Below are 24203 nucleotides of genomic sequence, written 5' to 3' on the forward strand. Positions count from 1 at the left end.
TGAAAGCATGAGAACCTTCACCGGTTATATTTTACTATTTTCATTGTTTCCTTTTTTCCTATTCATTTTGTTTTCCTCCGCAAAAGAGGTTCATAAAGTACAGGGTTTTCATAATGCACTCGAGGATGCAGTGGGTGAAGATCAGTTCGACGTAACAAAGACCAGCCTGATGGTTGATAAAGACGGAAGCGTTTTTTCCGAAATGAACAGGCCTTTCCGGCTGTATGCCGATCACGAGGAGATCCCTGATTTCGCAAAAGAACTTTTGGTTGCTTCAGAAGACCAGCATTTCTATGAACATGTCGGCTTCGATGCAGGCGCCATTATGAGGGCTCTAGTCAAAAACCTTGTCTTTACCCATATCCAGCAAGGCGGAAGTACCATTACACAACAGCTGGCGAGAAACCTTTATCTTGGACAGGAAAAAACCTATAACCGAAAGTTGACCGAATTGTTTTATGCCCATGAAATTGAGAAATCCCTAAGCAAAGAAGAAATCATGGAGCTGTACCTCAATGTCATTTATTTCAGCAACGGCGTTTATGGAATTGAGACTGCATCACAATACTATTTCCAGAAATCTCTCAATGAGCTGAACAAGGCAGAGCTTGCATTTATTACTGCCATCCCGAATAATCCGAATAAGTATGACCCTGTCGACCATTTCGATCAGACGAAAGTCAGGCAGGAGCGGCTTCTGGATATCATGCAGCAGACCGGAAAGCTGACAGAACAGGAAACGGCAGAACTGAAAAATGTCGCCATTCAGTTAAACCTCCGCCAAAAAACAGATTTGTATCCTGATTACGCCGTCTATGTTGAATCCGAATTAAGAGAACTTGTTGCCAAGCAGGAAGGGTTTTTAAAAAAGCTTGAAGAGGCGAAAAATGAGGAAGAAAAGCAGAATATCTATGATGCTTTTGAAAAGCGTATGAGCAATATCATTGATTCAGGTATTATCATTCACACCTCCCTTGACCATGATATACAGGAGAAAAGCCTGAAAGCTTTTCAAACGAGGTTGAATTATAAGGGGATTGAAGGAGCAAGCATCACAATTGATAACCAGTCACGCCAGATCATTGCAATGGTTGGCGGGAATGACTATCAAAAGTATAATTTCCATCATGCTTACCAAGCATTCCGCCAGCCTGGTTCTGCCATAAAGCCGCTTTTGGTTTATGGTCCTTATATTGAACAGACTCAAGCTTCCATCTCTGAACGGGTAAGTGCTGATAACTATTGCATAGGCAACTACTGCCCGATTAATTATGGCGGCAGGCAATACGGGACTGTCACGATGAACACAGCTTTCTCACAATCCTATAATACCCCGGCCCTCCGCTTGTTTGAAAAAGTCGGGATTGCCAATGCGTTCGCTAAGCTGGAATCATTTGATTTCGAAAAAGTCCAGGAGCAGGATTATACGTATGCCGCATCCATAGGGGGCTTCACTTACGGCCTGTCCCCCCTGGAATTGACGGATGCCTACACATCCTTTATTGATGGAAATTACCAGCCAGCCCGCGCCATCACGAAGGTAACGGATTATAAAGGTAAGCTCCTGTTTGAATGGAACGAGCCAAGAGAAACCATATGGTCCCAGCAGACAACCGAGAAGATAAGAGCGATGCTGTCCAACTCCATGCAGAACGGCACAGGAAAATGGGCAAAAGTGAACAAGCCTAATGCCGGCGTCAAAACGGGGACCACCAATAACTATAATGATTACTGGGTGCTCGGTCTGACGGACCGTTATACGACAGGGGTCTGGATTGGATATGACATTCCGCAGAATATGGAAAGTATAGAAAGTGACCGGCCCAGTCATTTGATTTGGAGAGATATCATGAAGTAGATCAGAGTATAAACTCTGGTCTTTTTTATTGGCATCCATCATTTTACAACGCTGTTTTCGTATATATTGTTGCTCTCGGAAAAACCCATAGAGCCGGATTTTCCCCTTGGAGACAAGGGCTTTTTTCTCTGAACAAGGTGAATTAGCTTATTTCTTCCTCGTTTATCAGGCTATTTCTGGTTAATTAAGTAGATATTTTTTAAAGTTTGTATTAAATAGCAACAAAGTTTACGAATAGAGCCTTTTACAATCAAATGAAAAGGTTTCAAAAAACTGGTTGGGAAAATTCAAGACTATTGCTCCCGTTTTCTATATGTTTTTTACCTTTATGATGAAAATTTTCATATATTTTAACATGTTTCACCCTTTTACTTTAATTTATCTAGTCTTTTCACTTTCCGCCGAATATTTAATCTATTCTGAAAATATATTAATTCTGTTACAATCCAATTTAGTAAGGATCACTACATAGTTAGTTCAGCTAGATGATTCTTGTAAAAAAGTCAAGAAAGGGAGGGAGCTTTTCACGGGAGATACAGATGTGTATCTCCGATGGTTGGCACAAAAAAAACTGGAGAGGATGTTGTAAATGAAAGTAGGAAAGATTCTTGGAACTGTCGTAATGAGTGCTCTTTTGGTCAGTCCCGCTTACCATAGTAACGTTGATGCGGTAGGTAATGCGGAGAAGGTCCGTATTCTTATTTCATCTTCCAATGAAAAGGCTGAAAGCAGCGCTAAGCAAAATTACGGTGTTAGATGGGACTTTGATCAGAATGGCTTCTCAACTGACGTAACGGAAGCACAATATAATGCTTTGCAAAAAAATAAAAACTTTTCTGTCAAACTCGTTGATAAAGTATCATTGAATGCTAAGCCTGGTTCAACTGCAACAGCCGCCCCAAGCGACCAAACTCCATGGGGAATTGAAGCCATGTATGAAGATCCAAATGTCAGCGCCACTACAGGTGGTAACGGAGTAAGAGTGGCAGTCCTTGATACGGGTGCCAATACCAATCATTCTGACCTTGCCAACAACGTGGAACAATGTAATGATTTCTCCCAGCGAAAAGCAAACCTTGTTACAAACGTTTGTGAAGATAAAAACGGACACGGAACCCATGTAGCTGGAACAGTCCTAGCTGACGGAGGTGCCGGAGACGGCATCTATGGTGTGGCACCCGATGCCAAACTATGGGCCTATAAAGTATTGAATGACCGTGGTTCCGGGTACTCTGATGATATCGCAGCAGCAATCCGTTATGCGGCTGATGAAGCCGAGCGCTTAAATGTCAAAACGGTCATCTCGATGTCACTGGGATCCAGTTCAGAAAGTTCGCTTATTACAGACGCTGTTAATTACGCATACAGTAAAGGTGTACTTGTGGTAGCGGCAGCTGGTAACTCCGGTCCTGGAGCTAATACTATAGGATACCCTGGCGCTGTAGTAAACGCTGTAGCAGTAGCCGCACTTGAAGATGTTCAGGAAAACGGAACCTACCGTGTAGCTGATTTCTCTTCCCGCGGAAACCCAGACACTGATGGTGATTATGTGATTGGTGTGCGTGATGTGGAAGTATCTGCACCAGGACGCGCAATCGAATCCACTTGGTACGATGGCACTTACCATACTATCAGCGGGACATCGATGGCGACTCCGCATGTTTCCGGCCTGGCTGCGAAAATCTGGGCGGCAAACCCTGCTCTTTCTGCAGCACAACTTCGTGCAGAAATTCAGAATCGAGCTAAAAATAACGATATCCTTGGTGGCTCCGGTGCAGCCGCAGGGGATGACTATGCTTCCGGTTTTGGATTCCCGACTGTAAATCCGTAAAAAGCAATAAAACAGCACCTATCTGTTTTGGCAGATAGGTGTTTTTCTCTTTAATTTTAAGAGGTGGCATCATCCTCCCTATTAAAAAATAGTCCGTACTGTCGGAATATCACAACCTCCGAAGTCTCCATCGCCAAGTCTGTCCAAAAAACAGCAAAAATGCCGGCACTCCTATAGACGAATGGCGAAGAAAAATGGTTCTTTGCTGTTTTATCATCCACTTGCAATACTAGTAATCAACGGCTTGTTTTTTCTTCAAAAGCGTCTTGAGACTCTCTCTCATGAAAGGCATTATGCCTAAAAGAATGTTCTGTACGATCCACCGGAACATCAACCTTGTCTGCTATATTTAGGAAACTTAGTACCTTCCTCACTTTCAGAAAATAGGAAAATATGGTTTAATAATTAGGACAATGGAACGATATTTATATGGAAGGTTGTCAATTTTATCTTTCTGACTTCTTTAATAAATAAACGCTGTTTTCGTATATATTGTTGCTCTCGGAAAAATCCAAAGAGCCGGATTTTTCCCTTGAATTCAAGGACTTTTTTCTCTGAACAAGGTGTATTAGCTATTTTCTTCCTTGTTTATCAGGCTATTTCTGGTTAATTTAGTAGATATTTTTTAAAGTTTGTATTAAATAGCAACAAAGTTTCCGAAAAGAGCCTAAATAAAAGCAAAAAGATCTCGATATTTTTTTTGACCCTAAACCGAACATACGTTCTATTGGTGGTGAGTAAAGATGGATGCATTAAGAAAAAAATTTTATAACCTTTATCCCGATTTAAAGGACAACCAAGTGGTCGAGTCGTTCCTCAGCCGTGAAGAAAATAGGAAGCTCCTTGAAGAATTCCTTGAGGATCCAAGTGATTCGGCAGAAGATGGTCTGAACGAAGCTTTCAAAGCTCATTATTTCGGTATTCGATTTACATCGTATGTAAGTTCCTCCCTCTACTTTCATAGTGTTAACTTCGATAAGAAAGCAAGGCTGGAACGAGACCGGCAGCTTCTGACGCTGGACAAGCCATTAGGTGATGGTGAGGATGCATCTTATAAAGAGATGATTGCAGATACTGAAGCAACCAGCTATTACACAGAAAAAAATCTGGAAGAATCTATCAGTGACGAAACATTAATGGAAGCATTCCAAAGATTGACAGAGAGGCAAAGATTCATTCTGAACTTAGCATATGCAGAAGAGAGAAGCGATACCGAGATTGCTGAAATATTGGGAGTCACCCAACAGGCTGTATCTAAAACCCATCGAAAGGCATTAAAGAAACTTAAGAATGCCTTAGAGAAAGGAGAGAAAGATGCATGATCACTCTATACAATATGGTTAAAGAAGCAAAGGAAAACACTCATTATGAAGTGAATGTGGTGAGTACATTTGAGCCAAAAATCAAGAAATTATTACATTTAACACGCCCGGATAATCGTGAGGATCTTGAACAGGAATTAAAGATTAAAGTCATTGGATATGTAAGAAATTATTCCTTGGAAGAGGTTCCCGGGCTGTTTGATTTAATGAAATAACGGTTGTGTCACTGCTATTTCTGGCAGGTTGTACGGTTTTTCGTACAGCCTGCCTTTTTTGTCATTCGGGTTAAAGAGTGTTTTTAAATGATGTAACTATTGTTGCTGCTGGAATTCGGTAGTTAATATCCACTCCAGCTGGGGGACTCCGCGGGGGCCGGTGAACTGATTAGCGGGTTCAGCCGTTCAGCGACTTTCGGATTGTTAGTCCTCTCGTATGAAAAAAACAATCACCAAGAAAGTCAGCAGTTCCGATTTGCCAAGAGTGAGCTATTCATAAACTTATTCGTTCAAGGGTTGTGGATAAGCCATCCTCCTTTTCTTTATAAAGTGTAAGGCAAGCACAACAGTGAAAGAGGGGTTGGGATGATCCTTCTCTCACTTCATCCCTGGGCTGTCTAATAAACTTATGGGAGAGATGCTTTGATGAATTGGACAAGAACAATGAGAAATGGTGATTCAGGAAGCGATGTCAAGGAACTTCAGATTCGGGTGGCCGGCTGGGCTGCGGATACCGCCTCTCAAACGTACGTGCTTGTCGATGGAGTATTTGGGAACGGGACTGAAGCTGCCGTTAAACGATTTCAGAAGGCATATGGACTCACAGTCGATGGGATTGCAGGACCTCAAACTCACAGTCAGCTGAACGCTCTTGAAGGAAGTGACGGATCGACTGCCCATTTTGCCTTCAGTGAGTTCTATTCAAAGGATGGAAGCGGTTTTTCAGGAGGAAACGCGGGATCAAGCGAGGTAAAGGAAAATGTACGCCGCCTGATGTACAAGCTCGAAGCCCTGAGAAAGAAACTTGGAAATGTACCTGTCACCATTAATTCCGGATTCAGAAGCATAAATCATAACCGCAATGTAGGCGGCGCTTCCAACAGCATGCATACCTACGGAGTGGCAGCGGATGTCGATCCTTCCGGCAAAACTCCTTCACAAACAGCCGCAGTCGCCAAAACATGCGGATTCAGCGGAATCATCACATATAACACTTTCGTACATGCCGACAGCCGAATTGAATACCCATATGGTTCACAATTTTACTACTGGTCCTAAACAAGGAGGAAAGCGTATATGCCATTAATCATGCTGGATCCAGGGCACGGAGGAACAGATCCGGGAGCTTCTGGTAACAATTTAAAGGAAAAACAACTTACATTGACGATTGCATTAAAGGTACAAAAATTGCTTGAAGACCAGTATATCGTAGATGCCCGCTTAACAAGGGAAAGCGATGTTTATGCCGGACTTTCAGAGAGAGCGGATAGAGCCAATAATATAGGGGCGGATTATTTTGTCTCTCTGCACCATAATGCCGGCGGAGGAACTGGCTTTGAAAGCTTCATCTATCCTGGAACAGCTGCAACTGAAACAGGGAGACGACAAGACGTCATGCATGCGGAACTGATGAATTTTTACTCACTATACGGAATTCGTGACAGGGGGCAAAAAGAAGCGAATTTTGCAGTCTTGCGAGAAACAGCGATGCCGGCGGTATTGTTGGAAAACCTTTTCATTGATTCAACAGCTGATGCAGAACATCTTAAAGATCCCAAATTTATAGATGGCCTTTCACAGGCTGTTGCCTCAGGAATTGCCAAAGCGTTGAACTTACAGCCTTGAACGAAGAGTGACCGATCACTTTATACAAGGCTGTTTTCTAAAAGATTGCTGCTTGCTTCTTAGAATAAATTTTTTGGACCTGTTTATTGATTGGTTGATTGGAGCGGAAGGTGTGCAATCTCCTGCGGGACTAGCGGACGTCTAGTTCCAGCGCCCGAGGTTACGTACCCACTGGAACGTAACCCCCGGGGTCCGTACCCACAGGAACGGACCATACCTGCTGAGGAGACTCATCCAGCTCCAGCGGCCAGCGGAGTCGCGCACCTGAAGCGGAAATCACCTGCTTCATTCAAGCAACAATAGTTACGAAAAGAGCCTTATAAAAAGGAGGATGTAACATGGAATACTCTGTATTTGTCCAGTTACTAGGTAACTTCGGCTTCCCTATAGCCGTTACTCTTTTTCTCCTGATAAAACTGGAACGAAAACTTGAACAGCTGGAACTTGCCATCCACTCCCTTTCAAAAGCTTTTTCAAAAAAAGACGGATAACAGCTGTGTTCTGATTTGCAGCAAAAAAAGGTATCGAACCACTCCATGGTTCGATACCTTTTTTATTGACTAATTTAATTTCACTTCAGAAATGATTGGCAGGCTTGCCAACAATCCGTTATATAACTTCAACACGACTAAGAATACAATCAAAAATAATGAAGACCAGGTAATCACTTGAAAGAAAATGACCCCTAATAATCCCGGTTTGGTCAGAGAGGGACTAATCTTATAAATAAAATAAACGAAATAGGCAATCGATGTTATCAGAAAAATGAGTAAAAGCCCGAGAAAGGATCTTAAGCTGACAACCGAGACCAATGCTCCGATAAAGTATACCATCGACCCCGAACGCACCCTATGCAGGATCTCCCCTTCATCATCCTGTGAGAAAAAAAGCAGAGATACTTCATTGATTGTCTCTGCAATCAATTTTAAAGCTGCAAACACCATGAAACAAACGATCATAAGGAATATAAGAAGTATGAATTTCAATTCGAGATCCGACAGAAACTCACGCATCCCCGGATAAACCCCGATTTTTTTAAAAAGGTCGACAAACACTTCGACTCCATAAACTGAAAACGTTAAACTGAACAAAAGTATAGAGAATAAAGGCAAATAACCGGTCAAGTATGTATTTCGCACACAGTTCTCCCCTAGAATAAATTTACCGCAAGTTCATCATAATCTTTTATCAGCGGTTTGAAAAGGGGAGGGTATGATCCTGAATATGGAAGCAGCCATATTGACTGCGTGACTTTGCTAGCGTGAAAAATTATATTCGAATGAAGGGAGACAAAAAAGGGTAAAGAAAGATGGGCACAGCTGTATGGGCCTTTTTTATCTCCAGTTATTTTGCAAGCCGGATATACTCCCTTGGTTTGAAGGGTTCGTAAATCATCTCTTCCTGCAGGTCTGCGACAGGCTCTGCCTTTAAAGGGGCTTCCACCTCTGCAACTTCATCTTCCAAACCGGCTGGGTGCAGCAGATTTTTGTTAGTCCACTGATTCCTTTTTTCCCCCTGCTCCTGTACGTACCAGGCGCCAATAAACAGGCTGGAAAATATCATGGCTGAAACGGTTTTTCTCATTCGCATACTACATCACCACCTACGGATAGCATGCGCTTTTTTGGTTCATACTATTCGCTAGAATGGACAAATTTTATGACAAGCCATCATTGAGATTAACCATGAAACCAAAAAAATAACTACTTGCAAAGACTAAACACAAAAAAATTTTCATTCCTGTTATGCCGTGTTCTTTCATATTTAATATCACTTTGGGACCTCGCCGGTTCTGGAGACTTTTAGAAATGCAAGCGTCATTTTTTTACGTTATAATTTCTCTTGAGGTTTTCTTTAGGGATCCGGAACTCAAGAGCAGAATGGATTTATACATAGAAGGAATTGATAAAGAGTTTTATAAATGAAATTTTATAAGGGGGTTTTTCGGTGACATTATTACATTGGGCCATTATTTCACCATTTTTAGCGGCTATCCTTGTCCCGCTTTTGTATAAAAAACTGCGTTCAATACATACCGGTTGGTTTGTCCTCATTCTTCCCGCAGTGCTTTTTCTTTACTTTTTTCAATTTCTCAAAATAACGGCAGAAGGAAAAACGATTAAGGAAACAGTTGAATGGATGCCGTCTTTCGGTATCAATTTCACCGCTTATGTTGACGGCTTGAGTCTGCTGTTTGCACTGCTGATTACCGGAATCGGATCACTCGTTGTTCTCTATTCGATTTATTATTTATCGAAAGAAAAAGAACAACTGCACAACTTTTACGTTTATTTGCTTTTATTTATGGGAGCGATGCTCGGTGTCGTTCTTTCTGATAACCTGATTGTCCTGTATATGTTCTGGGAATTCACTTCCATCTCTTCTTTTCTGCTAATCGGATATTGGTACCATCGCGACCGTTCCCGTTACGGCGCGCAAAAATCCATGCTCATCACTGTCTTTGGCGGGCTGTCCATGCTTGGAGGATTTCTGCTTCTGTACTTGATGTCCGGGACCTTCAGTATACGCGAGCTGGCCGCTATGTCAGACGTCCTTATTACTGAACCACTGTTCCTTGGGGCCTTGATTTTAGTCCTTCTGGGTGCCTTTACGAAGTCAGCCCAATTTCCATTCCACATCTGGCTGCCGGATGCTATGGAAGCGCCGACACCCGTGAGTGCTTATTTGCACTCTGCAACGATGGTTAAAGCTGGTATTTATCTGGTTGCCCGGATGAGCCCTGTTTTTGCTGAATCCGGTGTATGGCTGTGGCTCGTCGCAAGTTTCGGGATTTTTACGCTTTTCTGGGGATCCTTCAATGCTGTAAAACATACGGATTTAAAAGCCGTCCTGGCGTATTCGACTGTCAGTCAGCTCGGACTGATCATGTCCCTTTTGGGGATCGGGGCTGCTGCTCTTCATTACGAACATCTGGATGAAAACATTTATGGTGTAGCAACAATGGCAGCGGTTTTTCACTTGATCAACCATGCGACCTTCAAAGGAAGTCTGTTCATGGTGGTAGGGATTATTGACCATGAAACAGGGTCAAGGGATATCCGTAAGCTCGGCGGTCTGATGAACTTCATGCCGATTACGTTTACGGTCGCGGTCATTGGAGCATTCTCAATGGCAGGTCTTCCTCCGTTCAACGGATTCCTAAGTAAGGAAATGTTCTTTACTGGGATGGTTCAAGTTCTTGAAATGGATATATTCAACCTTGAAACTTGGGGCTTCTTATTCCCTGTGTTGGCCTGGGTCGGCAGTGTGTTCACGTTCATTTACAGCATGATTGTGGTGTTCAAGCCGTTCACTGGCAAGCATCAGCCTGAAAAACTGGACAAGACGCCGCATGAGGCTCCGCTGGGCATGCTGATTTCACCTGTGATTCTGGCATCGCTTGTTATTGTGTTCGGCTTCTTCCCGAATATCCTGACTGCTACGATGATTGAACCGGCTGTAACAGCCATCACACAAATTGGAGTAGAAGATTCACATATTTATTTCTGGCATGGATTCACGCCTGAATTATTCATGACAATGGGTGTCATCCTGTTTGGTGTCCTATTGTACACACTGCTTCCGAAATGGAGAGGCATCTACAATACGATACCGGAAAAGCTGACTTTGAATTCGTTTTATGACAATGGATTGGTGAAAGGGGAGCGCGGGGCATTTAAACTGACCAGGTCGTATATGACCGGCTTCATCAGAAGCTACCTTGTGTATATATTCACTTTCATGATCGGAATCCTGATTATTACGATGATTATGAAAGACGCATTTACCATTGACACATCAGACCTTGCATCCATCGGGATTTATGAAGTCCTGATCGCTCTCGTTATGGTCGTCAGTGCCGTAGCCATACTATTCGCGAAGTCCCGTCTGACCTCTATCATTGCATTAGGGGCTGTTGGATATTCTGTTGCATTATTCTTCGTCCTTTTCCGTGCACCGGACTTGGCGTTGACACAGCTCGTTATAGAAACCGTTTCTGTCGCGCTTTTCTTGCTGTGCTTCTATCATCTGCCTCCTTTAAGCAGGCATGAAGAAAGAATGAGCTTCAAGCTCGGTAATGCACTGATCGCAATCGGGGTCGGGTTGGTTGTGACACTGATCACCATTGCTTCATACAGCTCTAAGCTGTCAAGTTCGATCTCGGAGTACTATATTGAAAATGTTTATGAAGAAGCTGCAGGAAAGAATATGGTTAACGTAATCCTCGTTGACTTCCGCGGATTTGATACGTTATTTGAAATCTGCGTTCTCGCTATCGCTGCATTAGGCATCTTTGCGATGATCAAGTTGAGGATGACAAGGGGGAGAGAAGAATGAAAACCAACGATGTAATCCTCCAAACGGTTACTACAGTAGTGAGTTTCATCATTATTTTGTTCTCAATTCAGCTTTTCTTTGCGGGGCATTACACCCCCGGCGGAGGATTCATAGGCGGATTGATGACATCAGGCGCGCTTGTACTGCTGCTCCTTGCCTATGACATCAAAACCGTCAGCACCATCCTCCCTATAGATTATAAACTGCTGACAGCGATAGGTTTGCTGCTTGCAGTCGGTACAGGGGCAGGGGCATTATTATTTGATGTCCCATTCCTGACCCATGCTTATGACTACTTCTACCTCCCACTGCTCGGGAAAACGTCACTGCATACTGCCGTGATTTTTGATACTGGTGTTTATCTAGTTGTTATCGGAATAACGATGACCATTATTCAGACGATTGGAGTGAGCGAATAATGGAAATTTTAATGGCCGTAGTCATTGGCATCTTATTTACGAGTGCTGTTTATTTGATGCTTTCTAAAAGTTTACTGCGCATTATCATCGGGACAGCACTGCTTAGTCACGGAGCTCATCTGTTGCTCCTTTCCATCAGCGGTCTGAAAGCAGGTGCACCACCTCTTTTAGGTGAGCACGCAGCCGAATATGCCGATCCCTTGCCGCAGGCTTTAATATTGACGGCAATCGTTATCAGTTTCGGCGTCACCTCTTTTTTCCTTGTATTGGCCTATCGTGCCTATCAGGAACTTGGGACTGATAATGTGGATCAAATGAGAGGAAACGAAGGAAATGATTAATTTACCGATATTACCAATTTTAATCCCTTTATTTGCAGCGATTATACTAATGTTTTTTGGCAAGAACATCACTATACAAAAATGGATAGGGGCCATAGCAACAGCAGGAACGGTTGCAGCCTCCATCGTTTTGGTGACTGTTGTTCATAAAGAAGGAATACAGACGGTCGACCTTGGAAGCTGGAAGGCCCCATTCGGAATCACGATGGTTTCCGATATGCTGTCTGCCCTTCTTGTAACAACAACAAGCATCATCACCTTTTTTGTCCTTCTCTATTCTTTCCGTTCAATCGGCAGAGACAGAGAAAGATTCTACTATTACCCTGTCGTCCAGTTCCTGCTGGTTGGGGTAAATGGGGCTTTCACGACAGGTGATATATTCAACCTGTTTGTATTTTTTGAAGTGATGCTGATGTCATCCTATGTGCTTCTCGTCCTTGGAGGGACAAAGGTTCAGCTTAGAGAATCAATCAAATATATTCTTGTAAATATTATTTCGTCGGCATTATTCGTTGTAATGGTTGCCTATCTATACTCTGTGTTAGGCACTCTCAACATGGCCGATATTTCTGTAAAAATAGCGGAAGTCAACCAGCCGGGAATCCTGACGGTCATTGCCGTTATGTTCCTTGTCGTCTATGGGCTTAAGGGAGCCATTTTTCCATTGTACTTCTGGCTTCCAGGGTCCTACTATGCACCACCTACACCCGTTCTGGCATTATTCGGTGCATTATTGACGAAAGTCGGGGTCTACTCGATCATGAGGACCTATACTCTGTTCTTTTATCATGATACAGGGTATACACATACCATTCTTGCCTGGCTCGCAGTCATCACCATCATTGTGGGATGTATCGGCGCCATCGCATACTGGGATGTCAAAAAGATCCTCATTTACAATATCATCATTGCAGTTGGTGTCATTCTATTCGGCGTTTCCGTCATGTCGCCTGAGTCTCTTGAAGGTTCGGTCTATTACTTGATTCATGACATGATCATCAAAGCCGCATTGTTCCTGCTTGTAGGCGTCATGATTGCCATTACCGGCACCAGCAACCTGCGCAAGATGGGCGGCCTGATAAAAGATTACCCATGGCTTGGCTGGACATTCCTGATTGCCACTCTGACGCTTGCCGGGATTCCGCCTTTCAGCGGTTTTATCGGTAAAGTCCTGTTAGTAAGAGGAAGCTTTGCAGCAGAAGCTTATATAGGCGGAGGCTTTATTCTTCTCTCCAGTCTGTTTGTGCTGTATTCGGTCATCAAGATTTTCTTGAACGGAATATGGGGAGTGCCCAAGGAATATGACGGAAGAAACAAGCAGAACGCCTTTTATTTATGGGGCTCCGCGGCCTTCCTCGTCATCCTTGCAGTGAGTTATGGAGTAGGTGCCGAAGCTGTCCGGCCGCTCATCTCTCAGGCGGCAGAGACACTGGCAGATCCGGCAATCTATATACAAGCAGTACTAAAGGAGTAATGTAGAATGGCCTTTCAAATTTTATTGAATTTCTTTCTCGCTTTTCTTTGGATGTTTTTACAAGTATCCTTTACTTCAACATCCTTTATCATTGGATACATTCTCGGATTGATTATTACGTTTGCATTCAGAAGGTTCTTTACCTCCCGCTTTTATCTTGGGCGTGTGATTGCAGTGTTCAGCTTACTGCTCTTATTCTTGAAAGAACTGATTCTGTCAAATATATCCGTCTTAAAAACGATATTAAAACCCAAGCTGGATATCAAACCGGGAATTTTCGAGCTGCCAACAGAGCTCAAAACGGATTGGGAGATTACCTTGTTGGCCAACTTGATTACATTGACGCCGGGTACACTGGTTGTGGATATTTCTTATGATAATAAAATCCTATATATCCACACCATTGATATCCCTGATGTCGATGAGGCCGTAAGTGATATCAAAAATACGTTTGAAAAAGCCATTATGGAGGTGAGCCGCTGATGCTTGATATCATCATTCAAATTTCACTGCTTGCCGTTTCCATATCAATGGTTGGACTTATTTACCGGGTGATCGTCGGCCCGACAACCCCAGACAGAGTCGTAGCCTTGGATGCGCTCGGGGTCAACTTGATTGCCATTATCGCCCTGGTATCAATGGTGCTGCATTCAAAATCATTCCTGGAAGTCATTTTGCTGATCGGGATTCTCGCCTTTATCGGGACAGTGGCCTTCTCGAAATTCTTAGAGAAAGGGGAGATTATCGAGCATGACCGAAATCATTAGATTCCTTATTGGATTTTTCCTTATCGTCGGCTCATTCCTTACCCTTGTCACAGCTTTCGGCCTGATCCGCCTTCCGGATGTCTATACACGCAACCATGCAGCTTCCAAAAGTGCCACACTTGGAGTGATGTGCATTTTACTCGCCACCTTCCTATTTTTCTTTTTGGAAGAAGGACATTTCAACTCAAGACTGATTCTCGGAATCATCTTTATCTTCATCACGGCTCCGGTTGCAGGGCATTTGATTTCAAGGGCTGCCTATAACAGTGGTGTACCCCTTTGGGAAAAAAGTGTTCGTGATGATTTAAAAGGGAAGCAGAAGTACGAAAAAAAGAACATGAACTCATAAAAGCGGAGGCGGCCGTTCAACGATGTACGGATTGTTGGGTCCCTGCATGCCACTAGCCGCTGAGCCTTTAACTGAACAAACAAAAAGACTGCAGATGCCGGAGATTTATCCGGTCCTGCAGTCTTTTTTTGTCTTGTGAAACAGACAAGACACTTTGAGAGAGGTACGTCAATGTTTCCCGGTGTGGAGGTGACAACGAAACTGACTTGAGTCATTTTTCCAGCTGATTCGGCTAAAATAAATCTCTAAGCCTTTTTAGAGGCCATTTCTCGGATGGTATGACCTTAAAAGTGTCTCTAGAGACCGGCTAGAGGCAATTTCTTTGTTGAGTTGCCCCATAAAGTGTCTCTAGAAAACTTCTAGAGGCAGTTTCTCGATTGATTTACTCCTCAAAGTGTCTCTAGAGGCCGGCTAGAGGCAACTTTCCAGCTTACCTGACCTTAAAAGTGTCTCTAGAGCTTGGTTAGAAGCCTTTTCTAGGCATAATCCTCCAGCTCTTGAAAGACAAACAGAAAAAGGACTGCCCAGCACCATACACGCCGGTGCTGCAGTCCTCTTTTCAGATTAATTATCGTATAACCTGTCAGAAACTTCCCCGTCTCCATTATGGACGACAAGAATCCCATCATGGTCATTCACATAAGGTTTGGCTTTATCGAGTAAATCCTTTTTTGTATCTTCCGTATATATTGCTTTATCGCTGTCTTCCTTGGTGAGTTCCCACCCGTCACCATTGGACTGCACGTGAAATTCCGGCTTGTTCTCAGAATCGCCGTCTACATATTTCTCCGCGCGGTCTGTCGCTATAGCAATCGCTCTTCCTTCTTCGTATCCTTCGCGAAGCAGAGCATTGCCAATTTCAATCGCTTTGCTGCGAACATCAGAGGATAGGTTTTTCCACGAAGCAGGATAATCGCTCTTTGACCAAGGCATACAATCCTCTCCCTTCACATACTTTCTAATAAAATTCCCTCTCGAAAGAAAGGTAAACATACCTTTAAAACATAAAAACGGCATAGGGACAATCCCTACACCGCTTTAAGGTACGAGAGTATTACTTTTTAGGCACCACGGCCATGGTACAGCGGGAAACACAGATCAAGCTGTGTTCTTCATCGGTAATGCGGATATCCCATACCATCGTGCTTTTCCCCTGATGAATGACTGTTGCGGTCGCTGTCACGATACCGTCTTTTTTAGCTTTGATGTGGTTGGCATTGATTTCAAGCCCGAAGCAGATTTCTTTTTCCAAATCAATCAGTTCCACTGCCCCGACACTCGCGACGGTCTCTGCAAGAGCGACGGAAGCTCCTCCATGTAAGTATCCAAACGGCTGTCTCGTCCTTTCATCAACAGGCATCGTAGCCACCACTTTGCCCTTTCCACGTTCAATGAATTCCATTCCCAATGCGCTGATCAGCGTATTTTCATTATTCAATAGGATCACCTCTTCAATTGATTCATAAGCTACCTTTCTCGACCGGGACCCCAAAATCCTTTTTTCTAGGCTCTTTTCTAAAATTTTGTACCTTGTCACTATGAAGTTCAAGAGAATTTGCCATATTTCACAGGAATTATCCTGGTGAACAATAAAGAAATGAGCAATTCACCCTGTTCAGTTAGATAAGCCCTTGTACCCGAGGGAGAAATCCGGCCCTTTGGATTTTTCCGATAGCAACATTCTATACGAACACAGCGTTTTTATAAGGTAAGTGTTATGATGACAATTCGTGTTATCACTTCATGAATATGAGAAAACCATGGCGCATATAGTTTTTTATGAACAGGAAACGATAAGGAAATCCAATTTCTCAGGCTTATGTCCAAAAGAAAGGGGTCAAAATATGCATAGGTATCATCCCTTCTATACACCGATACAGCGTCCGCAAACACCGAGATGGCCGCCAATCAACCCTTATTATGCAGTACATCGGCACCCATATGATTACCCTCCGGTACAACCAAAACAGTTCATGGAGTCTGCAGATAAAACAAAACCACTATTGGATGATGCCCAATTGATTATGAATCAGGTTTCTCAATCAAGGGATTTTGCAGCAAAATTGATGGAGGCCGCTCAGAAATCACACATGGAAGAACTAAACTCCTTGATAAAAGACACCGGCGTCAGCAGTACACCCGGAATTAAATTTAATCCGGATGGGTTCACCCTCATGTTTAATAATAAGACGGCTAATATCGATTGCTGTCATTTAACCATCATACTTAGATGGAAGTAATGTGCCTGACTCTGCTCGAATTCAATAAAAAATGCTGTTGAATTTGACTTCAACAGCATTTTTATTTTTGCCTAAAGTACAGCGCGTGTTTTTTAATAATACGGGTAAGGTTTGTATCCAGGGTAAGGGTAAGGATATCCGTAGCCGTAACCGTATCCATATCCATAAAACGGTGGTCTGTAATAGTAAGGTGGTCTCACCAGCGCCCCTCCGATTACACCGCCGAGCAGACCTCCCAGAAAAGGAAGGCCGAAACCAAAGCCGAATCTGCTTCCATATTGCGGATTTCTGAAGAGAAATCGCGGATCATTCATGTCTGCATACCTCCTTCTATATTTAAGGCTTATTATCTATGTATGCAAACAAGAGTTCAACGGCCTGGGCATACTCCTAATAAGTTGCGTTAATCCAGGCAGCTATCATTAAAAATGGGCACTCCCAAGGGGAAGCGCCCATTCTATTATAAAATTATCGCTGCAATCCAGCCAAAAATGATCAGTGGGATGTTGAAGTGCAGGAATGTCGGCACACATGTATCCCAAATGTGGTTGTGCTGGCCGTCTGCATTCAGACCGGCTGTCGGTCCAAGAGTCGAGTCGGAAGCTGGTGAACCCGCATCTCCAAGAGCTCCTGCTGTACCTACGATAGCGACTGTCGCGAGCGGACTGAATCCAAGCTCTAGTGCAAGTGGAACGAAAATAGCCGCAATAATGGGAATCGTTGCAAATGATGAACCGATACCCATGGTGACAAGAAGCCCGACAAGCAACATCAGCAAGGCTGCAAGAGACTGGTTTCCACCGATTATATTAGAAGTGGCTTCCACCAGCGTGTCTACATGACCTGTTGCCTTAACTACTGCTGCAAAACCGTTGGCGGCAATCATTACAAATCCAATGAAAGCCATCATTTTCATACCTTCAGTCAGTACTCCGTCTGCATCTGTCCATTTGACCGAGCCTGAAAGATACAGGATGGCTAAACCGGCTAATGCACCAAAGATCATGGAACCAAGTGCGAGCTGTACATAAAGTGCTGCAATGATTGAAATGACTGCAAAAAGTATCGCTTTCTTTGAATAAATGGTTTCTGTTTCTGTTTCTGCTTTTTGTTCCGTAACTTTCTTATACTGTCGTGGTTTTCGATAACTGAAGAAGACAGCAATCAACAAACCAACGACCAGGCCTGCTGTCGGAAGAAGCATAGCTTTTGGAATATCCGCCATAGAAACGGCAAGTCCGCTGGATTCCATGTTCTGTGCAATGATTTCATGGAACATGAAACCAAACCCGTACGGCAGTAAAATGTAAGGAGCTGTAAGGCCAAATGTCAGCACCGAGGCGATCAGTCTCCGATCGATTTCAAGCTCCACCATCACTTTCAATAATGGCGGCACCAGGATAGGAATAAAAGCAATATGGATTGGAATCAGATTCTGAGAGAAACAAGCCATTAATAAGATAGAAAAAACAATAAGGGCTTTAGACAGGGCTTTTCTCCTTGAATCCCTTTCCCTTCCTACCAACCGGATCACAAAATCCACAAGCAGATTTGGAATCCCCGTATAGGAAATCGCGACTGCAAATCCTCCAAGCAGAGCATAACTGATAGCAATATTTGCTCCTCCGCCTAAACCTTCTGTAAATACACTAACCGTTTCATTTATTCCTAAGCCGCCTGTCAGTCCGCCCGCCAGTGCTCCGGCAATCAATGCAAATACGACATTCACACGGAACAAGCTGAGAATAAGCATGACCAGGACAGCTATGATGACTGCATTCATGATGAAATTCCCCTTTCAAATACGTATATCGACTTCGCTTTAGTACGCTAAATCGGTAGAGAGTTAAAATACCTTTATTAATCTATCAGATGGTTTTGCTGCTGTCAATGCTTTAGTCTGCTAAAATACTATAATATTGAATTCTAATTTTTTCCTCAGATTTAAGTGTGCTTTAAAAGGGATACCATAGGGATTTAGCCACAATATTTTTGATTCAGTAAACAGTCGGCGCTAAAATCCTTTTGGCAGGTTGGTCGCCTGGTGAGTTCTAATGACTTTAACGCTCAAAGTGATCAAATTGAGTATCTAAACCTCAAACATCTACCAACGACCTGTTTGCTATAAACAACTTTCTTTGGTCTATTAACAAGTTCGAGGGCTCTATTAACAACTTTCTTGGTCCATAAACAAGTCACGGGATTCTATAAACAATTTCTTAAGCTTTCTATTAACAACCTCTCTCCTCAGTTCCAACTAAATAAAAAAAGCCTGCCCCAAGAGGCAAGCTTCTCATAATAATTATTTTTCTGTCGGCTCAAAGCGTTCAACAAGAAGGGCAAGTGTACGCGCCATAGCGCCCGTGGCTCCTGCAGGTCCAAGATCATAATCTGTTTTGGATGTAGCAGTTCCGGCAATATCAAGGTGAACCCATGGAGTTCCTTCAGCAAACTCTCCTACGAAGGCACCACCCATGATGGCGTGTCCTTCTCTTCCTGGAGAATTGTTCAAGTCAGCAATTTTGCTGCTTCTGACCCTTTTCTTATCGTTCTCGGTATAAGGCAGTCTCCAAATGAACTCTCCCGCTTCTGAGGAGGCTTCAAGAACTTGCTCGAAGAAAGCTTCATCATTGGTCATCGCACCTGTCTTATCGTTGCCCAATGCGATTATCACACCGCCTGTCAATGTGGCGACATCGATTAAATAGTTTGCTCCATGATGCTTGGCATATGTCATGCCGTCAGCAAGGGCAAGCCTTCCTTCTGCATCGGTGTTCAGCACTTCAATGGTCTTCCCGCTCATCGCCGTGATGACATCATCAGGCTTAAAGGCGTTTCCACTAACCATGTTGTCTGTGGAAGGAATGACGGCAACCACGTTCTGTTCTGGTTTCAATTCACCGATGATTTCCATCGCCCCAAGAACGGCAGCAGCTCCGCCCATATCCGTTTTCATCCCGACAATGCCGTCTTTCGGTTTCAGGGAGTATCCGCCGGTATCGAAGGTTATTCCTTTACCGACAAGACCGATGACATCGTTCCATTCATCTCTGCCCTGGTATTTAAGGACAATCATCTTCGGCGGCTCGACAGATCCTTGGTTGACCGCCAGCAGGGCACCCATACCCAGCTTCTCCATCTCTTCTTTATCTAGAATTTCAACTTCAAATTCATATTTTTTTCCGATTTCAGCGGCATAGTCCGCAAGTTTTGAAGATGTCAGGATATTACCCGGTGCATTAACCAATGCGCGGGCAGAATTCACTCCTCTGCCATGTGCATAACCGACCTGAAGGGCCGCTTCAATTTCAGCACTGTCTTCCTTTGAATAGGCAGTCAGACTGTTGATGAAGGTCTCCGGGACATTGCCTTTATGTTTATAGCCAGGGAATCGGTATGTCGCCATCGTGAATGCTTCACTGACAGCATGCGCCGCATCAGAGGCATCAAGCTGATCGGTAGCGAGCGTGTCCAACGCTACGGCGAAAGAAGAGATTTTCATTTCCTGGATTCCTTTAGAAGCCGCACCAATGGCTTCTCTTAAATCGTCGAATGAAAGGTCCTTCGCTTTTCCAAGTCCTACGAAGACAAGACGCTTTGAAGGGATTTTACCGAAAGTATGTACTTTGGAAACAGCTTTCAGCTTAGAAGAAAGATCTCCTGCCTTTACTAATTCAGTCAATTGCCCATCAAATTTCGCATCCAGTTCTGCAAGCTCTCCTGTAAACTCAGGAGCATTAAACAGTCCCACCAGCAAGCATTCTTGTTCATTGTTATAAAAGCCTGTATTCTCAACTGTAAATTTCATTTAAAACACCTCCAAAGATAATTATATAAAAGTTTTTGGTATATTTCGAATGAGAGCAATCCACAGAAACCAATTAAGTGAATGATTTCTATTACCATGATTTTCTATGGTATAATTGGGAATACATTTTATATATCAGAACGGGAAAATGAGTAAAAAATGCAAGCGGCCGCTTAGAACCTTATGGATGGAAGGGATTCTGCATGAGATATAGGAAACACAACGAACGTAGACAGTTGATGTTAACTTATCGGAAAGGAGAACGAAGATCCACTGGGCGCTGGCCGCTGCAACTGGACTATTACCACAAATAATCATGAGAAAGGATGTTTTGAGACAGCAATGGAACTACTTACAAACTTCCCGCTTTGGGCGTCTTTATTTGGAATCTTTTTCGCCCAGTTCATCAAAGTGCCTATTCAATTCATGGCCACGAGAAAGCTCGACTGGTCATTGCTCACATCTACTGGAGGGATGCCAAGCTCACACTCAGCTGCTGTTACAGCGTTATCAACCGGAGTTGCTCTTGAAACCGGCCTTGACTCTCCTATTTTTGCGGTGTCCGCCATTTTTGCCATTATCACAATGTTTGATGCGACCGGGGTCAGACGCCAGGCTGGTGAGCAGGCAATCGTCCTGAACAGATTGGTCGGAGACTTTCAAAGGTTTGTAGGAGAGGCGAAGGGCTGGCAGAAGAAACCCGAAGAAGAAAAACGAAAAGAATTGAAAGAGCTGCTCGGACATAAACCGATCGAAGTCTTCTTCGGAGGCCTTTCCGGCATACTGTTGACATTAGTTATTTACTACACTCTTTAGTAATGAATAGGGGGACCTACCATGAGGATCATTTCCATTTGTCCCAGCAATACAGAAGTCGTTGAGTACCTGGGGTTGACCTCTTCCCTTGTAGGGGTTGATGACTTTTCCGACTATCCAGAAGAAGTCCATTCCCTGCCAAAGCTTGGTCCCGACCTCAGCATTGATATGGATAAGGTTGAAACCCTTCAGCCGGATCTGATTCTTGCTTCTTTAAGCGTGCCGGGCATGGAAAAAAATATTGAAGAGCTAAAAAAAAGAAAACTTCCCTATATTGTCACCAACCCGCAAAGCTTTGAAGACATCGCAGAAGACCTGCTGACCGTCGGAAAAGCCTGCGGTGTTGAGGAAAAAGCAATTGAAATGGAAAAAGAGTTCAAGGCAAACATCAATAGGTTGAAAGAAGCGGCAAAGCAAGCAAGCTATTCTCCAGAGCTATACTGGGAGTGGTGGCCAAAGCCCGTTTTTACTCCTGGAAAAATAAATTGGCTCACAGAATTAAGCAGGCTTGCAGGGGCCAATAATGTATATAGAGATGTTGACCTTGCCAGCATCCAGACGGACTGGGAAGATGTTTATAAAAGAAACCCTGATTACATTTGCCTTGCATGGGTCGGGGTCAGGCGTGAAAAAGTGAACCCCAAAGTAGTCACAAAAAGAACCGGCTGGAACAATTTGGAGGCCGTCATCAATAATCGCATCCTCATACTTGAAGAAGAACTGTACTGCAGGCCTTCCCCAAGATTGCTTCAAGGCGCATTGAAGCTTGGCAAAATCCTGCATCCTGATCAGTATGACCTTATTGAACTAACTACTTAAAACAGAAGGCTGTTCGCTAAAAGATTATGTCTGTTCACACTAACATTTCTCGATGTTTTTTACGAATGGCTGATGGGAGCGTAGTGTACGATTTCCTGCAGGATTAAGGTGACGTCCAGTTCCCACCCCCTGGATCCAGCCGCACCAATTAAATAAAAGCCTAACAAAAAGAGGAAGAGCCACTGCCTGGCCCTTCCTCTTTCATTACTCTTCTATCTTCTGGATATACTGCTGCCTGAATACTTGCATGCTTTCATTTTCATTAAGAGCTGTAAGTTCCTCTTCCGTCAGTTTTCCTGTTCCCTTAGTGACGATATATACCTCCAGCTCTTTTTTACCCCAGTGTTCGTATACCTCATCTACTGTTTCATAATACAAGTCCAGTTTATGACCCTTGATGGCACTTCCTGTATCGGCAACCACTCCGTACCCATACCCGGGGATAAACAGGATGGTGCCAATCGGGAATACATCAGGATCGGCTGCCACCGTTGAATATAAATCTCTCTTCACTTTTACTCCTGAATATGTAATGCCATAAGCCGGATCACTCGGAAGTTTTCCAGTGGACTCAATTCCTGCAGTATATCCAGTAGCAGTTACATTTGACTTCGGATATTGCGACCAATCAATCGCATGTTCCAATGACTTAGGCTTCGCTACTACCGGTTCAGTCGCAGCAATCAGCGTGCGTAAGCTTTTTGCCCTTTTTAAAAACTTTTCTTTCAACGATAACTTCTTATATGAATGCTCTTTCGATACTTTTTCTTGTTTATTTTCTATTTGATCTGACAGCCAGCCGGAATAAGATTGTGCCTTGATCCCGGAAATTGATTGGAATGTGACAAACAAGGCTGCTGTAAATAAGATGGCCATGAAGAACCTCTTAGACCATTTTTTAAAATTTTTCATGTAACAATCACTCCTCCCATCCCTATTACTTTCCCAAAAGACAAAAATATATTCAGGAATTAGTTAAAAAGTCTAATAGTTTTAAGTTTCTGAATAGTAAAGCCAGTGTTGGCAGGGAGGGAGTGTTTGTGATTAATAATAGGATGAGTTAAAGAATAATGTTTATCGGCTGCGCCTGTGGGGTTAGGTTCCAGTGGGAACGTAACCTTGGTTTACGTTCCGGTGGGTACGTAAACTAGGTCGCACCTGTCATCAAAAGTGGAAGCGCCTTGTTCAGCCCCGACAGGCAAATGTTCCTGAGAGAAAATAAGGCGACCTTTCTTTTTATTCTCTCAGGGTTATTTGACCCCGAGGGGCTTGGCGCTGGAACTAGACGTCCCGCTATTCCCTCAGGAGGTCGCACGCCTTCCGTTCCAATCGAATACGATAGTACATTTGAAGCTATATCATTTATCTTTTAGCCCTAAATCAATGCCAGCAATTTACAAAGCCTAATAACTAAATAATCTTCAACTAGGTGTGCCCTGAAAACAAAAAAACCCTTTGCCGATTAGCAAAGAGTTGTCAAAAATATAATTGGATCTAAAACATCTGATATCCTTTTTTTCTAAGTATCTTCATTGTAATGCCGGATACAATCGCACCAGCCAGTCCACAGGAGAGGATCAGCAGGTCAGCTGCTGTCAGGGCACCAAACTTAGAGCCTAAGGCAGAGAAGGACTCTCCAGAATTTCTAAAATAATCTATAAACCTTACATCATCCACAATAAAGATGGTGATAAGAGGATATATAACTGCCATGATCCATGTCATTCGCAGCAGCATGTTCAGCAAAAAGCCAATACCAAAAAACAAAACAAAAAATAATAACATCGATATAATTACAACCGGAATTCCCATTTGCATTCCTGCAGCACCTCCATTGACACTAAAGATTAGTGTACTGAATGTTTCATTCACCGTCAATAATCATTGGGGGGAAATGGAGGTTCTTCACAAAATCAACATATTTGAATAAAGTGAAGCCGGAGAGGTTACTGCCTATCCAAAACAAAAAGGACCAGCTCA

General features: G+C 43.3%; 26 protein-coding genes. 17 read left to right on the top strand and 9 right to left on the bottom strand.

Going from position 1 to position 24203, the window contains the following annotated elements; genetic code table 11:
* Positions 1-7 precede the first annotated feature (7 nt).
* From V1502_RS17190 to V1502_RS17220, 7 genes are all read left to right on the top strand, one after another.
* Positions 8-1858 (top strand): transglycosylase domain-containing protein, encoded by a 1851-nt coding sequence (locus V1502_RS17190; RefSeq protein ID WP_409251822.1) that lies wholly within the window; start codon positions 8-10, stop codon positions 1856-1858.
* A gap of 589 nt (positions 1859-2447) precedes the next feature.
* A complete protein-coding gene (locus V1502_RS17195; protein WP_409251823.1) occupies positions 2448-3689 on the top strand; it encodes a S8 family peptidase in 1242 nt (413 codons plus the stop codon).
* Positions 3690-4432: 743 nt separating this feature from the next.
* The gene (locus tag V1502_RS17200) at positions 4433-5011 is read left to right on the top strand and encodes a sigma-70 family RNA polymerase sigma factor (RefSeq protein WP_409251824.1); all 579 of its coding nucleotides are present in this window, start codon (positions 4433-4435) and stop codon (positions 5009-5011) included.
* The gene (locus V1502_RS17205; RefSeq protein WP_409251825.1) at positions 5008-5226 is read left to right on the top strand and encodes a hypothetical protein; all 219 of its coding nucleotides are present in this window, start codon (positions 5008-5010) and stop codon (positions 5224-5226) included. Before V1502_RS17200 ends, V1502_RS17205 begins: the two co-directional genes overlap by 4 nt.
* A 426-nt stretch (positions 5227-5652) precedes the next feature.
* Positions 5653-6285 carry a D-Ala-D-Ala carboxypeptidase family metallohydrolase gene (locus V1502_RS17210; protein ID WP_409251826.1) on the top strand — a complete coding sequence of 211 codons (633 nt, stop codon included), beginning with the start codon at positions 5653-5655 and terminating at the stop codon, positions 6283-6285.
* Between the two features lie 18 nt (positions 6286-6303).
* On the top strand, positions 6304-6852 hold the full coding sequence (locus V1502_RS17215) for an N-acetylmuramoyl-L-alanine amidase (RefSeq protein WP_409251827.1): 549 nt from the start codon (positions 6304-6306) through the stop codon (positions 6850-6852).
* 338 nt (positions 6853-7190) lie between these two features.
* Positions 7191-7343: a YvrJ family protein gene (locus tag V1502_RS17220; protein WP_409251828.1), complete on the top strand. Its 153-nt coding sequence runs from the start codon at positions 7191-7193 to the stop codon at positions 7341-7343.
* Positions 7344-7412: 69 nt separating this feature from the next.
* Here the strand turns inward: V1502_RS17220 and V1502_RS17225 are convergent, their stop codons facing one another.
* Positions 7413-7991, bottom strand: coding sequence for a DUF5366 family protein (locus tag V1502_RS17225; RefSeq protein WP_409251829.1), 579 nt, complete (start codon positions 7989-7991; stop codon positions 7413-7415).
* Positions 7992-8196: 205 nt separating this feature from the next.
* Positions 8197-8442 carry a hypothetical protein gene (locus V1502_RS17230; RefSeq protein ID WP_409251830.1) on the bottom strand — a complete coding sequence of 82 codons (246 nt, stop codon included), beginning with the start codon at positions 8440-8442 and terminating at the stop codon, positions 8197-8199.
* Positions 8443-8799: 357 nt separating this feature from the next.
* Between V1502_RS17230 and V1502_RS17235 the strand changes: the two genes are divergently transcribed.
* The 7 genes from V1502_RS17235 to mnhG are packed head-to-tail and all read left to right on the top strand — an operon-like array spanning position 8800 to position 14540.
* Entirely contained in the window at positions 8800-11190 is a 2391-nt protein-coding gene (locus V1502_RS17235) for a Na+/H+ antiporter subunit A (RefSeq protein ID WP_409251831.1), read from the top strand.
* Positions 11187-11609: a Na(+)/H(+) antiporter subunit B gene (locus V1502_RS17240; RefSeq protein ID WP_409251832.1), complete on the top strand. Its 423-nt coding sequence runs from the start codon at positions 11187-11189 to the stop codon at positions 11607-11609. The genes V1502_RS17235 and V1502_RS17240 overlap by 4 nt, the downstream gene beginning before the upstream one ends.
* On the top strand, positions 11609-11950 hold the full coding sequence (locus V1502_RS17245; protein WP_006837998.1) for a Na(+)/H(+) antiporter subunit C: 342 nt from the start codon (positions 11609-11611) through the stop codon (positions 11948-11950). The genes V1502_RS17240 and V1502_RS17245 overlap by 1 nt, the downstream gene beginning before the upstream one ends.
* Positions 11943-13424: a Na+/H+ antiporter subunit D gene (locus tag V1502_RS17250; RefSeq protein ID WP_409251833.1), complete on the top strand. Its 1482-nt coding sequence runs from the start codon at positions 11943-11945 to the stop codon at positions 13422-13424. The genes V1502_RS17245 and V1502_RS17250 overlap by 8 nt, the downstream gene beginning before the upstream one ends.
* A 6-nt stretch (positions 13425-13430) precedes the next feature.
* A complete protein-coding gene (locus V1502_RS17255) occupies positions 13431-13907 on the top strand; it encodes a Na+/H+ antiporter subunit E (RefSeq protein WP_409251834.1) in 477 nt (158 codons plus the stop codon).
* Positions 13907-14191, top strand: a complete 285-nt coding sequence (locus tag V1502_RS17260) for a Na(+)/H(+) antiporter subunit F1 (RefSeq protein WP_409251835.1) — start codon at positions 13907-13909, stop codon at positions 14189-14191. Before V1502_RS17255 ends, V1502_RS17260 begins: the two co-directional genes overlap by 1 nt.
* Positions 14175-14540 carry a monovalent cation/H(+) antiporter subunit G gene (gene mnhG / locus V1502_RS17265; protein ID WP_409251836.1) on the top strand — a complete coding sequence of 122 codons (366 nt, stop codon included), beginning with the start codon at positions 14175-14177 and terminating at the stop codon, positions 14538-14540. Before V1502_RS17260 ends, mnhG begins: the two co-directional genes overlap by 17 nt.
* Positions 14541-15104: 564 nt before the next feature.
* On the opposite strand, the gene V1502_RS17270 is transcribed toward mnhG, so the two are convergent.
* Together V1502_RS17270 and V1502_RS17275 are read right to left on the bottom strand one after the other, a co-directional pair.
* Positions 15105-15473, bottom strand: a complete 369-nt coding sequence (locus V1502_RS17270) for a DUF2188 domain-containing protein (protein WP_409251837.1) — start codon at positions 15471-15473, stop codon at positions 15105-15107.
* Between the two features lie 121 nt (positions 15474-15594).
* Positions 15595-15978: a PaaI family thioesterase gene (locus V1502_RS17275; RefSeq protein ID WP_409251838.1), complete on the bottom strand. Its 384-nt coding sequence runs from the start codon at positions 15976-15978 to the stop codon at positions 15595-15597.
* A gap of 406 nt (positions 15979-16384) precedes the next feature.
* Between V1502_RS17275 and V1502_RS17280 the strand changes: the two genes are divergently transcribed.
* On the top strand, positions 16385-16780 hold the full coding sequence (locus V1502_RS17280) for a hypothetical protein (RefSeq protein ID WP_409251839.1): 396 nt from the start codon (positions 16385-16387) through the stop codon (positions 16778-16780).
* A 92-nt stretch (positions 16781-16872) separates the two neighbouring features.
* Here V1502_RS17280 and V1502_RS17285 read toward each other — a convergent pair whose 3' ends face one another.
* The 3 genes from V1502_RS17285 to V1502_RS17295 all read right to left on the bottom strand — a co-directional run bounded on the left by V1502_RS17285 (position 16873) and on the right by V1502_RS17295 (position 20588).
* Positions 16873-17094: a hypothetical protein gene (locus tag V1502_RS17285; protein ID WP_409251840.1), complete on the bottom strand. Its 222-nt coding sequence runs from the start codon at positions 17092-17094 to the stop codon at positions 16873-16875.
* A gap of 146 nt (positions 17095-17240) precedes the next feature.
* A complete protein-coding gene (locus V1502_RS17290) occupies positions 17241-18563 on the bottom strand; it encodes a Na+/H+ antiporter family protein (RefSeq protein WP_409251841.1) in 1323 nt (440 codons plus the stop codon).
* 519 nt (positions 18564-19082) lie between these two features.
* Positions 19083-20588 (bottom strand): leucyl aminopeptidase, encoded by a 1506-nt coding sequence (locus tag V1502_RS17295; RefSeq protein WP_409251842.1) that lies wholly within the window; start codon positions 20586-20588, stop codon positions 19083-19085.
* Positions 20589-20930: 342 nt separating this feature from the next.
* Here V1502_RS17295 and V1502_RS17300 point away from each other — a divergent pair, with 342 nt between their 5' ends.
* Both V1502_RS17300 and V1502_RS17305 read left to right on the top strand, forming a co-directional pair.
* Positions 20931-21404 (top strand): divergent PAP2 family protein, encoded by a 474-nt coding sequence (locus V1502_RS17300; RefSeq protein WP_409251843.1) that lies wholly within the window; start codon positions 20931-20933, stop codon positions 21402-21404.
* A gap of 21 nt (positions 21405-21425) precedes the next feature.
* Positions 21426-22223: a cobalamin-binding protein gene (locus V1502_RS17305; RefSeq protein ID WP_409251844.1), complete on the top strand. Its 798-nt coding sequence runs from the start codon at positions 21426-21428 to the stop codon at positions 22221-22223.
* Between the two features lie 204 nt (positions 22224-22427).
* Here the strand turns inward: V1502_RS17305 and V1502_RS17310 are convergent, their stop codons facing one another.
* Together V1502_RS17310 and V1502_RS17315 are read right to left on the bottom strand one after the other, a co-directional pair.
* Entirely contained in the window at positions 22428-23135 is a 708-nt protein-coding gene (locus tag V1502_RS17310) for a 3D domain-containing protein (protein ID WP_409251845.1), read from the bottom strand.
* Positions 23136-23717: 582 nt separating this feature from the next.
* Positions 23718-24041 (bottom strand): YuiB family protein, encoded by a 324-nt coding sequence (locus V1502_RS17315; protein ID WP_409251846.1) that lies wholly within the window; start codon positions 24039-24041, stop codon positions 23718-23720.
* Positions 24042-24203 lie beyond the last annotated feature (162 nt).

The sequence above is a fragment of the Rossellomorea sedimentorum genome (genome assembly GCF_046237645.1).
Taxonomy (GTDB): Bacteria; Bacillota; Bacilli; order Bacillales; family Bacillaceae_B; genus Rossellomorea; species Rossellomorea sedimentorum.

What these genes read in the sequence shown, in the direction of transcription:
- V1502_RS17190 (WP_409251822.1), top strand. Translation starts at nt 8, where the DNA reads ATGAGAACCTTCACCGGTTATATTTTACTATTTTCATTGTTTCCTTTT.
- V1502_RS17195 (WP_409251823.1), top strand. Translation starts at nt 2,448, where the DNA reads ATGAAAGTAGGAAAGATTCTTGGAACTGTCGTAATGAGTGCTCTTTTG.
- V1502_RS17200 (WP_409251824.1), top strand. Translation starts at nt 4,433, where the DNA reads ATGGATGCATTAAGAAAAAAATTTTATAACCTTTATCCCGATTTAAAG.
- V1502_RS17205 (WP_409251825.1), top strand. Translation starts at nt 5,008, where the DNA reads ATGATCACTCTATACAATATGGTTAAAGAAGCAAAGGAAAACACTCAT.
- V1502_RS17210 (WP_409251826.1), top strand. Translation starts at nt 5,653, where the DNA reads ATGAATTGGACAAGAACAATGAGAAATGGTGATTCAGGAAGCGATGTC.
- V1502_RS17215 (WP_409251827.1), top strand. Translation starts at nt 6,304, where the DNA reads ATGCCATTAATCATGCTGGATCCAGGGCACGGAGGAACAGATCCGGGA.
- V1502_RS17220 (WP_409251828.1), top strand. Translation starts at nt 7,191, where the DNA reads ATGGAATACTCTGTATTTGTCCAGTTACTAGGTAACTTCGGCTTCCCT.
- V1502_RS17230 (WP_409251830.1), bottom strand. Translation starts at nt 8,442, where the DNA reads ATGCGAATGAGAAAAACCGTTTCAGCCATGATATTTTCCAGCCTGTTT.
- V1502_RS17240 (WP_409251832.1), top strand. Translation starts at nt 11,187, where the DNA reads ATGAAAACCAACGATGTAATCCTCCAAACGGTTACTACAGTAGTGAGT.
- V1502_RS17245 (WP_006837998.1), top strand. Translation starts at nt 11,609, where the DNA reads ATGGAAATTTTAATGGCCGTAGTCATTGGCATCTTATTTACGAGTGCT.
- V1502_RS17250 (WP_409251833.1), top strand. Translation starts at nt 11,943, where the DNA reads ATGATTAATTTACCGATATTACCAATTTTAATCCCTTTATTTGCAGCG.
- V1502_RS17255 (WP_409251834.1), top strand. Translation starts at nt 13,431, where the DNA reads ATGGCCTTTCAAATTTTATTGAATTTCTTTCTCGCTTTTCTTTGGATG.
- V1502_RS17260 (WP_409251835.1), top strand. Translation starts at nt 13,907, where the DNA reads ATGCTTGATATCATCATTCAAATTTCACTGCTTGCCGTTTCCATATCA.
- mnhG (WP_409251836.1), top strand. Translation starts at nt 14,175, where the DNA reads ATGACCGAAATCATTAGATTCCTTATTGGATTTTTCCTTATCGTCGGC.
- V1502_RS17270 (WP_409251837.1), bottom strand. Translation starts at nt 15,473, where the DNA reads ATGCCTTGGTCAAAGAGCGATTATCCTGCTTCGTGGAAAAACCTATCC.
- V1502_RS17280 (WP_409251839.1), top strand. Translation starts at nt 16,385, where the DNA reads ATGCATAGGTATCATCCCTTCTATACACCGATACAGCGTCCGCAAACA.
- V1502_RS17285 (WP_409251840.1), bottom strand. Translation starts at nt 17,094, where the DNA reads ATGAATGATCCGCGATTTCTCTTCAGAAATCCGCAATATGGAAGCAGA.
- V1502_RS17290 (WP_409251841.1), bottom strand. Translation starts at nt 18,563, where the DNA reads ATGAATGCAGTCATCATAGCTGTCCTGGTCATGCTTATTCTCAGCTTG.
- V1502_RS17295 (WP_409251842.1), bottom strand. Translation starts at nt 20,588, where the DNA reads ATGAAATTTACAGTTGAGAATACAGGCTTTTATAACAATGAACAAGAA.
- V1502_RS17300 (WP_409251843.1), top strand. Translation starts at nt 20,931, where the DNA reads ATGGAACTACTTACAAACTTCCCGCTTTGGGCGTCTTTATTTGGAATC.
- V1502_RS17305 (WP_409251844.1), top strand. Translation starts at nt 21,426, where the DNA reads ATGAGGATCATTTCCATTTGTCCCAGCAATACAGAAGTCGTTGAGTAC.
- V1502_RS17310 (WP_409251845.1), bottom strand. Translation starts at nt 23,135, where the DNA reads ATGAAAAATTTTAAAAAATGGTCTAAGAGGTTCTTCATGGCCATCTTA.
- V1502_RS17315 (WP_409251846.1), bottom strand. Translation starts at nt 24,041, where the DNA reads ATGCAAATGGGAATTCCGGTTGTAATTATATCGATGTTATTATTTTTT.